At 64.4% G+C, this 14,322-nt stretch carries 13 protein-coding genes; 2 read left to right on the top strand and 11 right to left on the bottom strand.

Translation table 11 applies throughout. The annotated features are described in order from the left end of the window. Positions 1-241: 241 nt before the first annotated feature. From M2351_RS25490 to M2351_RS25440, 11 genes are all read right to left on the bottom strand, one after another. Entirely contained in the window at positions 242-1,135 is an 894-nt protein-coding gene (locus tag M2351_RS25490) for a 3-hydroxybutyryl-CoA dehydrogenase (RefSeq protein ID WP_264658862.1), read from the bottom strand. A 517-nt stretch (positions 1,136-1,652) separates the two neighbouring features. Next, complete coding sequence (locus M2351_RS25485) at positions 1,653-2,006, bottom strand: hypothetical protein (RefSeq protein ID WP_264658861.1); 354 nt, start codon at positions 2,004-2,006, stop codon at positions 1,653-1,655. Between the two features lie 90 nt (positions 2,007-2,096). Then, positions 2,097-3,128, bottom strand: coding sequence for an isocitrate/isopropylmalate dehydrogenase family protein (locus M2351_RS25480; RefSeq protein WP_264658860.1), 1,032 nt, complete (start codon positions 3,126-3,128; stop codon positions 2,097-2,099). 51 nt (positions 3,129-3,179) lie between these two features. Continuing rightward, entirely contained in the window at positions 3,180-4,187 is a 1,008-nt protein-coding gene (locus M2351_RS25475) for an NAD(P)-dependent oxidoreductase (RefSeq protein WP_264658859.1), read from the bottom strand. Continuing rightward, positions 4,184-4,864, bottom strand: coding sequence for an RraA family protein (locus M2351_RS25470; RefSeq protein ID WP_264658858.1), 681 nt, complete (start codon positions 4,862-4,864; stop codon positions 4,184-4,186). Before M2351_RS25470 ends, M2351_RS25475 begins: the two co-directional genes overlap by 4 nt. A 184-nt stretch (positions 4,865-5,048) precedes the next feature. Then, positions 5,049-6,155 carry an ABC transporter ATP-binding protein gene (locus M2351_RS25465; RefSeq protein WP_264658857.1) on the bottom strand — a complete coding sequence of 369 codons (1,107 nt, stop codon included), beginning with the start codon at positions 6,153-6,155 and terminating at the stop codon, positions 5,049-5,051. Between the two features lie 2 nt (positions 6,156-6,157). Next, on the bottom strand, positions 6,158-7,843 hold the full coding sequence (locus M2351_RS25460) for an ABC transporter permease (protein WP_264658856.1): 1,686 nt from the start codon (positions 7,841-7,843) through the stop codon (positions 6,158-6,160). A gap of 3 nt (positions 7,844-7,846) precedes the next feature. Further along, the gene (locus tag M2351_RS25455; RefSeq protein WP_264658855.1) at positions 7,847-8,899 is read right to left on the bottom strand and encodes an ABC transporter substrate-binding protein; all 1,053 of its coding nucleotides are present in this window, start codon (positions 8,897-8,899) and stop codon (positions 7,847-7,849) included. 393 nt (positions 8,900-9,292) lie between these two features. Beyond that, a complete protein-coding gene (locus M2351_RS25450; RefSeq protein ID WP_264658854.1) occupies positions 9,293-10,033 on the bottom strand; it encodes an SDR family NAD(P)-dependent oxidoreductase in 741 nt (246 codons plus the stop codon). 169 nt (positions 10,034-10,202) lie between these two features. Further along, a complete protein-coding gene (locus tag M2351_RS25445) occupies positions 10,203-10,889 on the bottom strand; it encodes a GntR family transcriptional regulator (protein WP_264658853.1) in 687 nt (228 codons plus the stop codon). Between the two features lie 214 nt (positions 10,890-11,103). Beyond that, positions 11,104-11,877, bottom strand: coding sequence for a GntR family transcriptional regulator (locus M2351_RS25440; RefSeq protein ID WP_264658852.1), 774 nt, complete (start codon positions 11,875-11,877; stop codon positions 11,104-11,106). 316 nt (positions 11,878-12,193) lie between these two features. On the opposite strand from M2351_RS25440, the gene leuC reads away from it, so the two are divergent. After that, positions 12,194-13,603, top strand: coding sequence for a 3-isopropylmalate dehydratase large subunit (leuC, locus tag M2351_RS25435; protein WP_264658851.1), 1,410 nt, complete (start codon positions 12,194-12,196; stop codon positions 13,601-13,603). A 14-nt stretch (positions 13,604-13,617) separates the two neighbouring features. Continuing rightward, complete coding sequence (gene leuD, locus M2351_RS25430) at positions 13,618-14,259, top strand: 3-isopropylmalate dehydratase small subunit (RefSeq protein WP_264658850.1); 642 nt, start codon at positions 13,618-13,620, stop codon at positions 14,257-14,259. The last annotated feature ends 63 nt before the right edge of the window (positions 14,260-14,322 follow it).

The following is a 14,322-nucleotide window of genomic DNA, read 5'->3' as shown; positions in this document are numbered from 1 at the left end:
CCACGCCGCGCAGTAGGCTAAGTGGGGATAGGCTCCCGCACCGAGGATCGGACGTGGCCCGCCCGTCCAGTCCGGCGGCGTTCGGATCATTGGCCAATTTACGAAAGGCGTCGATTGTGCACAGTGTTTCAAACGCCTCCGGATCACCCACATCGTGCGAGAGGGCCACACAGTCGTCGAAGGTCAGCATAGGTTTACTCCGCTCATGGAAAAGATCGACAGGGCGCGATGACGATGCGCGTCACCGGGTCGGGACGGGCGGGTTCTTGGAGTAGTCGTAGAAGCCGCGGCCGACCTTGCGGCCGACCCAGCCGGCCTCGACGTACTTCACCAGCAGCGGGCAGGGGCGATACTTGCTGTCGGCCAGGCCCTCGTAGAGGACCTGCATGACCGCCAGGCAGGTGTCCAGGCCGATGAAGTCGGCCAGCTCCAGCGGGCCCATCGGGTGGTTGGCGCCCAGCTTCAGCGCGGTGTCGATGGCGTGCACGCCGCCCACGCCCTCATAGAGGGTGTAGACCGCCTCGTTGATCATCGGCAGCAGGATGCGGTTGACGATGAAGGCCGGGAAGTCCTCGGCCACCGCCGCCGTCTTGCCGATCTTGGCGGTGAACTCGGCAATCGCCGCAAAGGTCGCCTCCTCGGTCGCGATGCCGCGGATCAGCTCGACCAGCTGCATCACCGGCACCGGGTTCATGAAGTGCATGCCCATGAACTTCGACGGCCGGTCGGTCGAGGCCGCGAGGCGGGTGATCGAGATCGACGAGGTGTTCGTCGCGATCAGCGCCTCGGGCTTCAGATTGGGGACCAGCTTCTTGAAGATCTCGCGCTTCAGCGCCTCGTTCTCGGTTGCCGCCTCGATGACGAGGTCGGCGTCGGCGAAGACCGACAGGTCGGAGCCGGTGGAAATGCGGGCCAGGGCAGCGGCCTTGTCGGCCTGGCCCAGCTTCCCCTTCTGGACCTGACGGTCCATGTTCTTGCCGATACCGGCGACTGCCTTGGCAAGGACCTCCTCGCTGATGTCAGAGATGATGACGTCGAAACCGGACTGCGCGCAGATGTGCGCAATGCCGCCGCCCATTTGGCCGGCGCCGATGATGCCCACCGCCCGGATTTCATGAGAATGACCCGCGGCCACTAGCCCCTCCGTAAATGGATAGGTTTGGATTTTTCGGCGCCGCCACGCGCTCGCACATTCCTGCGGAAGGTGCTGCCCGGGCAATGAAGCGGTGTGAGCTCCTCCGGGGCGCGGCTGTTTCGGCACCGTGCATAAAGCATGTGATGTGCTTCGCGCCGGTCGCCCTTAAGGCCGGCGCATCCATGCGCCGGCGGCTTGCCTCTGCCGCGGCGTGAATTGCGCGATGCGCCCTCTTTGGTTCAGTCCGGCGAAGCGACCGGCGCCGGTCTCGGCACGGAAGCTGCGTTCACCAGCACGACGCCGGCCAGAATGGGCAGTATTGCGCCGACCTGAACCCAAGTGAACGCGACGCTGAAGCCAATGTGGCCGAGCATGATCGCCGACGCCGGGCCGAGGGCCCCGACCAGCGCCACATGACTCGCGCCGATGCGCTTTAAGGCTTCACCGCGGCGACAGCCGTGAACAGACCGCCAAGCCAGTGAAGTTGTGCCGCAACGGTGTGGACCGCTGGACGACGTCAATCATGCGACTCACACCTCCGCACTGTCAGCGGCCATCCGTTCCAGCTGAGGGAATCGCCCACGGTGAGAGCGCCGCCCCGGTCCCACTGGGCACGGCCCTTGGGCGGGCGCCAACTCCGGACTTCGGCAATGTCCCGGACGCGTTCGGCGATGGCACCCGCATCGAGATTGGCACGGCAGCAGACGTCCATGCGATCGCGTCCTCCATTGAGAAGCCATCGCCGCGCGGTGCGCACGAACGGCGACCGCTCCGCACCGACGGCGTCGAGAACCGCCTGGCGCAGGGCCGAAATCCACAGGGAGACGATCGCGTCCAACGGCGGCCTTTCGAGCACCAGTTGGCTGAGCATTTTCCTTTTCCGCATCGCGTGAGCGTCAGAACGAACCGAGAGTGGAAAGCCTGCTGCGACGCAGGCTTCCCCCAGCCGGCCGGGAGCGCGCTATCGGAGCGCGGCGACGACGGCGCTGGTCCACGCCTCTGTCGTTGTCAAGTCCGTGCGCGGCGCCACCGTATCGGTGGCTGCGTAAATCACCTGTGCGAGGTCGTCGTGGCCGAGATGGGCAGCGCACATGCTCAGGCTGCGGATCATCGCCAAAGGATTGGCCTTCCCCTGCCCAGCGATGTCTGGGGCAGTGCCATGGATCGGCTCGAACAGACCCAAGCCTGACACCGGGTTGATGTTGGACGAGGGCGCCAGCCCGATGCCGCCGGCCAGCGCCGCGCCGAGGTCCGTCAGGATGTCGCCGAAGACGTTCTCCGTAACGACCACGTCGAAGTCCTGGGGACGGGTGACGAACCGCATAGTGGCCGCATCCACGTGCATGTACCAGGCCTTGACCTCCGGGTAACGTTTCGCGACCGTGTCGAAGACGCGACGCCAGAGTGCCCCTTCGTGCTGGATCACATTGGCCTTGTGGACGAGGCACAGATTGCGTCGACGCTTCATTGCCAGGCCGAAGGCATACTCGATGGCCCGCTCCACGCCCGAGCGCGTCGATACCGACGTGGTCACCGCCACTTCGTCGTCATCATGCGGGTTGAGCACGCCGCTGGCGCCGACGTAGGCGCCCTCGGTGTTCTCGCGCACGACCACCGCATCAATGCGCGCACCGGAGGCAAGCGGCGAAGGAAGACCCTCGGCGAGACGGAGCGGGCGCACATTGAGGGCCAGCTTGAGTTCGAACCGCAAGCGGAGCAGGGTTGCGCGCTCGACCACGCCTTCCGGCGCCGCCGGGCTGCCGATCGCGCCGAACAGAATGGCGTCGTACCTGCCGGCCTTCAGGTCGCCGACCAGGCTCTCCGGCATGGCGACGCCCGTCTCCATCCAGACCTTGGAGTTGACCTCCTCGTGGATCTCCATGTCCCAAGGCAGATCCACCGCCCTGGCGACGCGCATCGTGGCGTCGGTGACCTCGATGCCGATGCCCTCGCCCGGGAGGACGAGTACTTTCTTCTTCGATTGAGCAACCATTGCTGAGTCCTCATTGGGTTCCAAGGCCGGCCCACGCCGCCCGGCTGACGGTCATGCTCTGACGGGGCGGCGGGAGGCCGCGGCGGTCCAAGCGTCGGGATTGACCGGATAGGTCGGCATACCGCCGCGCAACACCGTGTGCATCTGCTCGGCCGCGGCGCGCGCCAACCGCGCCGAGGTTTCGACCGACAGCCCACCGGTGTGCGGCGAAAACACCACCTTCGGGTTCGACAGGAGCGGATGGCCGGGCGGCAACGGCTCCGGGTACACGACGTCCAGCCCCGCCGAACGCAGATGCCCGGAGTCCAGAGCTTGCGCCAAGGCGTCGAGATCCAAGATCTGTCCGCGAGCAGTGTTGACGACGATGGCCCCCTTGGGCAGCGCCGCGAGTTCCTCCGTCCCGATGATGGACCGGGTCTCGTCGGTCAACTCGGCACAGACGCAGAGCATTTGGCACTGCGCCAGCATGGCGTGAAGGTCCCCCTGCATTGTGATGTCGTTGACCAGCGGAATGCGCGGATCGACGTGGGGGTCGTAACCCAGCACGTTGCAGCGGAAGCCCAGGCGAAGCTTGCGCGCGACCTCGGACCCGATGTAGCCGGTCCCAATGATGCCGACGGTCTTGCCCTCAAGCTCGAAAAGCTCCATCCCGGTCCGGCTCTCCCAGGCACTGCCGTCGCGGGTCTTGGCGTCCGTCCAGACAAGCTGCTTGGCGGCGGCGAGCAGCATCAGGATGGTATGTTCCGCCACCGGAATGCGGCCGAATCCCGGATAGTTCACGACCATGATGCCCAGTTCGGTCGCCGTCCTCAGATCGACGTTGTCGGTGCCAAAACCGGAGGTTGACACGACCACAAGACGCTTGCCGGCGGCGAGGATGTCGGCCGTCACGCGCTCCGGCGTGCGTACCCAGAGCGCGTCGGCGTCGGCCAGCTCCTTTTTAAGCTCCTCGGCCGAGGAGGTATCGACCACCACCACGCGGGCTCCGCCCTCCTCGAGGAGGGCGTGGCCGCGGGGATCGTACATGGGCCGCCAGAGGACGATTTTGGGCCGGCTCATCCCACCAGCTCCTTGTCGTTCAGCTGCTCCGTCCACGTGCCGTGGTACTTCAAAGCCTTGTGGATCTCGACGGCGTCGGCACCCTGGCGAATAGCCTGCAGGGTCTTCTGCTCCAGTTGGACGACGCGGTAAGCGTAGGCAAAGATCTCGCGCGCCCGCTCCGACGGGAAGAAGATCACGCCGTTTTCGTCGGCGGCGACGATCCAGCCGGGCTTCACCGTTTTGCCTTCGATCGTGACAGGCTCGTTGATCGACTCCAAGCCGATGCGGCCGCGCACCGACGTGCACACGGTGCCCTTCGCATAGGTCGGGAAGTTCAGCTCCCGCATGTTTTGGACGTCGCGGGTAACGCCGTCGATGATGACGCCGGCCATGCGCGACTGCACCGCCACGTTGGCCGCGATGGAGCCCCACGCGTTCAGCTCCATATTGCCCTCGACGTCGAAAACCAGGACGGAGCCGGGGGCTGCCTCGACGATGCCCTCGAGCGTACCGATCACGGTCGAGCCCGTGGCTTCCGCACGCAGGCGGTAGGTCACCACGGGTCCGCAGATCGGCGGGCAGTCCTGAAAGACGCCCTTCATGGAGCCGCTGGTGACCGCCTCGATGCCGAGTGCATCGCACGCGTCGGACAGGTCGCAAGTGGCGATGCCACGGAAGGCCTGGGCGTAGTCCATTGTGTTCTCCCTCTATCGTCGGTTGGTGTCTTGAAACAGTGCGCGGCGCTCATTCGCGGTCACGCGCACCTCTATGGATGCATTAACTTATACGTAGCGGTATTTGCGGCGTCAAGGCTTTTTGAGGGCCCCGCCGGCGGGGATTGATGGCTGCGCCCGCTACGATTGCTGGACTTCCGGCTCCTCAGGCGCCGTGAACCAGAGGGATGACGTTCTCGTTCGCGATTGTGACGCCGACCCGCTCGCCGATTTCGAAATGCCGGCTGCGAACCTGCATCACCCGGAGTTCCATGCCATCCAGCTCAACGAGAATCTCCTGCGTGCGACCGAGGAAATAAGACCCGCGGACGAATCCCTGGTACCCCATGCCCGGTTCCCCCGGTCCGATGGGCTGCAGGCGGATGGACTCCGGGTGCATCGCAAGGGTGACGGTGTCCCCTTCGGCGGCGCCGTCCCAGCCGCGGACGGCGGGGAACACCACGCCTCCCACGCGAACCTCACAGGACTTGCCGGCCGGCTCCCGGCGCACCGAGGAGACTTTGCCCTTCACCAGGTTGGCGGCGCCGACGAACTGGGCAACGAAATCCGTCTTGGGATTGCGGTAGATTTCCTCGGGGGGGCCGATCTGCTCGATCCGACCCTCCTTCATGACGACGACGCGGTCGGACAGCGACATCGCCTCGACTTGGTCGTGCGTCACCAGGATGAACGTCGCGCCGATGGCCCGGTGCAGGCTCGCGAGTTCGTGCCGAAGCTCCTCACGCAGCGCCACATCCAGGTTGCTCAGGGGCTCGTCGAGCAGGACGACGCTCGGTCGGTAGACCAAAGCCCGGGCCAGCGCCACGCGTTGCAGCTGCCCGCCCGACAGCTGGTGCGGATCACGGTCGCCGAGGCCGTCAAGGCGGCACAAGTGCAGGACCTCGTCGACGCGCCGGTCGATATCCGGCCGAGCGATCTTCCTCAGCTTGAGGGGCAGCGCCACGTTCTGGCGTACCGTCATGTGCGGCCAGACCGCATAGCTCTGAAACACCATTCCCATACCGCGCCCTTCGGGCGGCACATGGGCGGTCGGGGAAGACAGGATCTCGCCGCCCACCCTGATGGTGCCCCGAGTCGGCCGTACGAAGCCGGCGATCATGCGCAGCGTGGTCGTCTTGCCGCAACCCGACGGTCCCAGCAGCGTGACGAACTCACCCCGTCTGATGGAAAGGTTGCAATCCGCCAGAGCGGTGAAGTTGCCGAATTCCTTGTGGACGCCGGCCAGTTCGATGAATGGTGCGCTGGTGCTCATCTTCACACCTTGATGTTGGCAACGTTGATCCGGAAGAGCTTGCCGGCGACCAGCAGCCCGCCGAGAGTGAGGACAAGAAGCACGATCGATGCCGCCGCGGTCTTCTCGTAGCTTCCGCCCTCCAGGAAGGTGAAGACGCGGACCGGGAGGGTGGTGGTGTCACTGCTGTACACCAACGCAGTCAGCGAGAACTCCTTGATCACGAAGAGGAACACGATGATGAAGGTCGTCAGCAGCCCGTTCTTCATCAGCGGCAGCACGACGTAGCGCCAGCTCTGTACCGGCGAGCACCCCACCATCTGGGCCGCTTCACCGAGCGCCGAATCGATTTGGCCGCGGGCTGCCTCACAAGTCTTCAGCGCGTAGGGAAGTGTTACGAGCACGTAGCCTAGTGCCAGAATTAGCAGCGACCCCCCGAGGTGGAAGGGGTGCCCGTACCACGCCAGGATGATGAGAACACCGGCGACGACGTGCGGGATGCCGAGCGGCAGTTCGGTCAACTGGCGTACTGCGTGCTTCAGTGATGTCTGCTCGCCTGCCAGGACGATCGCCAGGACGCCGCCGAGGAGAGCCATCACCCCACCGATCCCGACCGCCAGGATGAGACTGTTCCTGATCGCGTCGTAGGTCGACGGATCGTCGATCAGGTACGCGAAGTTGGACAGGGTCATGTTGTCCCACTCCACGCCGCGCCACCACTGCTTCATCAGGGCGCCAAGCAGCAGCGTCGCCACAGGCAGCACAAGCGAGAGGACGATCGGGATCCAGGCCAGGACCAACGCCGGCGTCCTCAACGGCCCGAGCGCAATGGTTTCGCTGCGCGCCCCTTTGCCCGCCAGAATCGCGAAGCGCGACGAGCCGGTCCCACCGAGAATCCGCGCCTGCACCCAAAGCATGAAGACCGTCAGAGTCACCAAAGGAAGGCTGAGGGAGATCGCGGCGGATAGGTTTGGGTTCATGACGATCGTCGAGTACAGCTCCGTCGTCATAAAGCGGATGCCAACGGGCAGCCCGAGCAGCAGGGGGCCGGCTAGCATCGTCAGGGTCTCGGCGATGGCGAAGGCAATGCCGGCCATGACCGACGGCAGGATTGCCCCCAGCGTGATGCGGAAGAAGATCGCCAACGGCGAGAGGCCGCAGATACGCCCGGCCTCTTCCAGCTCCGGATTCATCCGCGCCAAGCCAGACAGCGTGGTGAAGAAGATCAGCGGATAGGCGTGCACCGCCGAGAGAAATACCACGCCGGAGAACGAGTAGATGTCATACAGCGGCCCGCCGAGGATCGGGAAGAGCCACGCGTTGACGACGCCCGCGTTTTTGCCGAACAGAAAGATATAGGCAATGGAGGTAAGCAGGTTCGGCACGACGAACGAGACCGAGACCAGCAGACCGACGAGGTTGCGGCCCGGCAGATCGGTTCTCGCCACCATCCACGCCAGCGGCACGCCGATGGCCGTCGCGGGGATGACGGCCAGCGCAGCCAGAACGATGGAGTTGATGAGGGGATCAATGTTCTGAGCCGAGAACAGCCGGCCCAGCGCACCGAAGTCGAAGATCGCCAGCCCGGCGACGATCGGATAACCGACGAAGCCGAACACGATCACCGCGATGACAATGAGGGCTGCATTGAAGCGCCCGGCCTTCGGTTGTGACACGGGGAGTTTCGAGGACGCGCTGAGGCTGATCACGGCTTATTTCCTCGCGGCTTGGGCGATGGCGTTGAACTTGTCGAGGTATTCCTGCCGCGACATGCTCTGCGGAACGTCCGAGTACCGGATCTTGAGCTGGCCGACCGGCGGGAAGCCGAACGGCGGCTTTACGTCGGCCCGGGGCGAGTACCAGCCGTGCTTGGCGTAGAGATCGCCCGCCTCCTTGGTGAGCAGGTATTCGGCCAGAAGCTCCGCACCCTCGGGGTTCGGCGCCTCCTTGATAACGCTGATGGTCAGCGGCGAGGTGAAGAGGAGGTCCGGTGACGCCAGCGCGATCGGAGCGCCAGCCTTCATGATCTCGGAAGTGAAGGACGAGACGCTGGTCGCAACCAGGCGCTCGCCTTTGGCGACGGCTTGATCGATGCCGGGAGCGACGGCGACGAGCATCGGGTCATTGCGCATCATCCGCTCGACCCATTCCCAGCCGCGTTCGCTGACCATGGCCTTCAGGAAGAGGAAACCGGCGGCACTGCGTGCCGGATCGGCGATCGCCACGCGGGACTTCCAGTGCGGTTCGGCAAGCTCGGCGAAGCTCTTGGGGATCGCCTCTTTAGGGAGCATGCGGTTGTTGTACTGCAGCGCCAGCCCCCAAAATGTGATGCCGTACCAGTAGCCCTTCGGATCGGCGTACTCCTGGCCAATTGAGTCCATACCTTTCGGTTGGAAGGGGCGAAGCGCATTCGCGGCGATCAGCTGCTCCACCAAATCAACGTCGCCCAACGTCACCAAATCGGCATTGAACGACCCAGTCTCGCGCTCGGTCTTCAGCCGGCTGAAGACTTGGCCGGTGCCGCCGTAATAGGGATTGATGTCAAGCCCGGTCTTCTTCTTGAAACCTTCGATGAGTTCCTTGCGGAGCTCGTCGGGGGCGACGGATGTGTACCAGGCGATCTTGCCCTTGGTCTTAGCCGCAGCGACACGGGGATCGGTCTGGGCGTTTGCGCCGGTTGCCGCGAGGGCGATGGCGGTGCACCCGGCGGCCATCACGGCGACGAGCGCGCGGCGGGAGATGACACGCGAGATAAAGCCTCTCATGGGAGTCCTCCGCATTCCGATTATTGATTCAGGCGTGGTGATGTCTTTCGACGACGGACGCCTCCTTGCCCTTCGGCGGCAAGCGGAACCAGGCGGCGGTCCTTGCCGTCGCGGAGGGCGGTGCCGTTACTTTATGGCGTATTTTCGTTGAAGCCGCTGCAGGACTGGAAGGGCGGTTGCGGCCGCCCCGTCCGTCCTGGACCGGCGGAACTCGTGACGGAATCTCCGGGGAGACGGATCGGCCTCAACGCTGCCAGCGTTGTAGGGGCCTGGCGCGGGCGGGCGGCCCCCGCGATGGTCGCCATCCTGAGCGCGTCGAAAATCGGAACGAAGGCGCTTCCGGTCATCGATCCCCTCCCCTTGTTTTCTTTGGGATCCCCTCGGATCGGGCATTCATCCGCCGATGAAGGACCCTCCATTGACATGCAAGGTCTGGCCAGTGATATGGCTCGCCCAATCGCTGGCCATAAAGGCAATCGCCCGCGCCACCTCCTCCGGCTGCGCGAGCCTCTGCTGCGGGGTCCCGCGCAGAACCTGCTCCCCGCGGTGCTGCATGAGCTCCGCGACCATGGGCGAGTCCACCGGGCCCGGCGAGACGCAGTTCACGCGAATGCCTGGGGCAAGCTCCCAAGCGAGGCTGCGCATCAGGCTAAGGACCGCCCCTTTGGTCGCCGCGTAGTGGGCGTGATCCCGGCTTCCGCGGTGGCCGGCGATCGAAGCCAAGGCCAGGATGTTTCCACCCTCTGGCATGAAGCGCGTCACCCCGCGGCAACAATGGAACACACCATCCACATTTATGGCGAAGGTCCGCCGCCATTCGTCGTCGCTAATGTCGGAGAGCACCCCGCGCGGAAAGATCCCGGCGTTCGCTATCAGGACGTCAATCCGACCGAACGCCTCGGCGCACGCGGCCAGAGACCGGTCGACGCTGGCCGAGCGCGTGACGTCGACACCGTCGGCCTCGGCGCGGCCGCCCTGCGCGCGGATGTCCTCGACCAACCCGCCCAGCGAGGCCGAACTCAGATCCGTGAGCCAAAGTGTGGCGCCCAGCTCCGCCAGAAGATTGACGGTCGCCCGCCCGATCGCCCCGTTCGCACCCGTAAGAAAGACGACCTTTCCGTCAAAACTCAGCATGCTCTCCCCCACGGTCGAGCCTCAGCACGAGGCATATGCTTATTTTTTAACGCATACGTTATCATATGTCAATAAGCTTTGCGCGCGCGATTGTGAGGTGCGCGCATTATCGCGATCCAGAGCGTTCCGCTGGAAGAGCGGAGGTCGGCCGCGGCCTCCCCGGAACGCGTCAGGCGTTCACCACGCGGAACCCGCGCACCGCCAGACCCTTCTGTTGCGAGCGCAGGACCTTTAGCAGGCGGTCCCTAGAATGGTGGATATGCGCGCGCAGTTCGTCGGCCGCCGCGTCCGCGTTGCCACTGCGAATGTGAGCCACGACGCTGGCGTGCTCGCGCAGAGCTCGGTCCCGGCCGCCAGCGCTGCCGATCTCCAGCCAGCGTCCCCGCGACAGGCGAGTCATCACGTCAGCCACCGCACGCACAAAGAATTCGTTACCGGACAGGCGGGCGATCTCGACGTGAAACGCCATGCCAACCTCGAACCACTCCTCGTTGGGCATGTCCCCGGCCGGGTTCGTCAACGCGTCCACGGCCGCCCAGTCAACAGGCTCGCGGCGGGCGGCGGCGAGGCGGATGGCAGCGACCTCCAGAGTCTCGCGGAACACATAGGCCTGCTCCATCTCAGCCAAATCGATTGGCGATGCGATGTATCCCCGGCCTCGGCGCTGCACGAGCCCTTCCGCTTCGAGCCGCGCCAGGGCGGTTCGGATCGGCGTCCGCGACGCGGCAACCAAGCCTTCGAGCCACCGTTCCGTGACCGGATCGCCCGGCCTGATCTCGACGCCGAGGATCGCCGCGCGGATTGCCTGATAGACCGCTTCGGTTTGGGAGGAACCGCGTCCCATTTCGGTATTCATTCTCGGTATTCCATTTATGTGCACCGAAATGGTATACCATAGAGCGCCTGGATAGCTCACCATGTTTCTTACACGGTGGTTGATGAGTAATATAATGTCGTATCGCACCATCCCTCGCTTGATGATTCCTACAGCGGCGCGCAAACGTAAAGGGCGGGCACCAGTCGGTGCCCGCCCTCCATCGCAACACAGCAGCCGCGGCGCGCGCCGCCGCCTACAGCCGGGTGATCTTGAGCCGCTCGATGATGTCTTGCATTTCGGCCAACCACTCGTTCTTGTGGGCGACGTGAATGGCGTGCGCCAGGTCGGCGTTGCCGTCGCGCATGGCCTTGACCAGTTCGGCGTGGTTTTCTGTGGATCGAATCGGCGGTTTGCGGAGGCGCAGTGTGAAGACCCGAACGCGGTGAGACTGGTCGAGCAGTGTCCGACAGAACTGCTCCAGGCGCCCGTTGCCCGCGTACATCACCAAGTCGCGATGGAACCGCTCGTTGGCCTTTGCCCAGCGGTCAAGATCGTCGGCCGCGAGCGCCGCTCGCATCTCGTCCACAATGTCCGAGAGATGAGCGGTGATCTCCTTTCGGTCAGCCCGCTGGGAGATACTTTCCGCGGCGTGCGCCTCAAGAGCCTGGAGGATGTCGTAGATTTCTTTGAGATCGTTGATCGTCAGCGGCACGACGCGGATACCGCGCCTCGGCACGATTTGGATGTGCCCCTCGTTTTGGAGCTGGACCAGAGCTTCGCGAAGCGGGGTACGGCTCATGCCGAGCATGGACGCCAGTTCCTCCTCGAGGATATGCGCGCCGCCCTGAAGCTCATTGCTCAGAATCAGGGCCTTGATCTCGTTATAGGCCTTCTGCGCCATCGACCTGCTGGATTTCCCGCGCGGCATTGCGGCTTCAAGCCCCGCAGGTTCGAAGCGCCCGAGTTGCTCACCGTATTCGGGTGTCGTCTCGTCCGGCGCCTTGGCAACCGTTTTGCTGGCTCTCATCGTGCCCCCAAGTTTGTACCGCGATCCGCCCGCAGGTGCTGTGCATCTTGCCATCGGAACAGCGCCTCGCAGCGCAATCCCATGACTGGCATGCGAAGCTACGACGGCGTTCCATGCATTTCCAGCGGGCAGATTCCGGCCGTGCGTCTGTAGAAGCGTTAGCACACAACTAATCTATTTACAAGTACGCTGGCGTATCAGTTAATGTTCCCCAGCTGGCAGCGCGCGTGGCGCGCCGTGTAGGGCCAGCGATCCGCATCCGCCCCCACCTTTCGGGGCGATCTTCCCACCCCAACCATTTCGGAGGAGGCACGTCATGGGGCGTCCTAACACCCTGTACGACAAAATCTGGGACAGCCACGTCGTTCATCAATACGAGGACGGCACCTGTGTGCTCTACATTGACCAGCATCTGATCCACGAGATCACCAGCCCGCAGGCGTTCGAGGGGCTCCGGATGGCCGGCCGCAAGGTCAGGCGCGCGGAGGCAACGCTTGCGGTGGCCGATCACGATGTTCCAACCACTAGCGGTCGCTCGGACGACTGCGACGATCCGGAAGCCCGGCTCCAGCTGCAGCTGATCCGCCAGAACACCCGGGAATTCGGCGTCGAATACTTCGGTTTCGAAGACGTTCGCCAGGGTATCGTTCATGTCGTCGGCCCTGAGCAGGGGCTGACCCAACCCGGCATGACCGTCGTGTGCGGTGACAGCCACACGGCGACGCACGGCGCCTTTGGCGCGCTGGCCTTCGGCATCTGCACATCGGAGGTCGAACATGTGTTGGCTACTCAGACGCTGCTCCAGCGGCGGTCTAAGAACATGCGGATATCGGTAGAGGGTGAACTGCCGCTTGGCGTCACCGCCAAGGACTTGGTCCTCGCGGTGATCGGCAAGGTCGGCACCGCAGGCGCCACGGGCCACGTCATCGAGTTCGCCGGGTCGGCGTTCCGCGGCCTCAGCATGGAGGGCCGTATGACCGTGTCGAACATGGCCATCGAGGCCGGAGCGCGGGCCGGCCTTTTCGCGCCCGACGAGAAGACCTACGCCTACCTGAAGGGACGGCCTTACGCACCACCAGCGGCGATGTGGCAGAAGGCGGTGGACCACTGGGAGTCCTTCAGGAGCGATCCTGATGCCGTCTACGAATCGGAGGTCACGCTCGCGGCGGCGGCTATCGAGCCCATGGTGACTTGGGGCACCAGTCCGGAGGACGTCATCTCCGTCAACGCCGCGGTTCCCGATCCCGACAAGGTCGCCGTGGAGTCGAAGCGGAACGCCATGCTCCAGGCGCTGGCTTACATGGACCTTAAGCCCGGCCAAAAGGTGACCGACATAAAGCTGGATAAAGTGTTCATCGGCTCCTGCACAAACAGCCGGATCGAGGATCTGCGTGAGGCCGCCAGGGTCGTGCAGGGCAAGAAGGTGGCGAGCCATATCTCGGCGCTGGTCGTGCCGGGGTCCGGGCTCGTCAAGGCGCAGGCAGAACAGGAAGGCATCGCCGACATCCTGATCCAGGCCGGCTTCGAATGGCGCGAGGCCGGCTGCTCGATGTGCATCGGCATGAATCCGGACCGGCTACGTCCGGGTGAGCGATGCGCGTCGACCTCGAACCGCAACTTCGAGGGCCGGCAGGGACCGAAGGGACGGACCCACCTGGTCAGCCCCGCAATGGCCGCCGCCGCCGCTGTGGCAGGGCATTTCGTTGATATCCGCACCTGGGCGTGAGAGGGAGTATACACATGGAAAAGTTCGTTCAGATCACGGGGTACGCCGCTCCGATGCCGATGAATAATATCAACACTGACATGATCACGCCGAAGCAGGTGATGAAGGCAGTATCCCGCAAGGGCCTAAGCTGGGGTCTGTTTTGCGAGTACCGGTTCGACGACCAGGGCAACGAGAACCCCGACTTCGTGCTCAACAAAGAGCCGTGGCGCAGGGCATCGATCGTTGTCGCGCTGGAGAACTGGGGCTGCGGGTCATCGCGCGAGCACGCGCCCTGGGCCATGCTCGACTTCGGAATCCGCAGTGTCATCGCTATCTCGTTCGCCGACATCCATTACAACAACTGCTTCAAAAACGGCATCCTGCCCGTGGCGCTCAAGCCCGATGAGGTCGCGCGCGTGATGAAGGATGCGGAGGCCGGCAAACCGGTGACCGTCGATTTGCCGTCGCAGACGGTGCGCCTAGAGGACGGCGCCGCCTTCCCCTTCCACGTGGACCCCTTTCGCAAGGACTGTCTGCTCAACGGCTTCGACGACATTGCCCTCACGATGCTGGAAAGCGATAAGATCGACGCCTACGAGAGCGCCTACCGCAAGAAGGTTCCATGGCTGTTCGACCGCCGGCCCGCCGGACGGGAGCCCGCACCCTTCCGCTAAGCGTCCCGCACCGCTCTCCAATGCCCAGCCGCTACGTGGCGGCTGGGCCGTTTTTTGTAATTG

The organism is Azospirillum canadense, from assembly GCF_025961225.1.
In the GTDB taxonomy this organism is placed as follows: Bacteria; Pseudomonadota; Alphaproteobacteria; order Azospirillales; family Azospirillaceae; genus Azospirillum; species Azospirillum canadense.
Note: the sequence above shows the minus strand (reverse complement) of the source record. Positions and strands in the feature narration are given on the sequence as shown.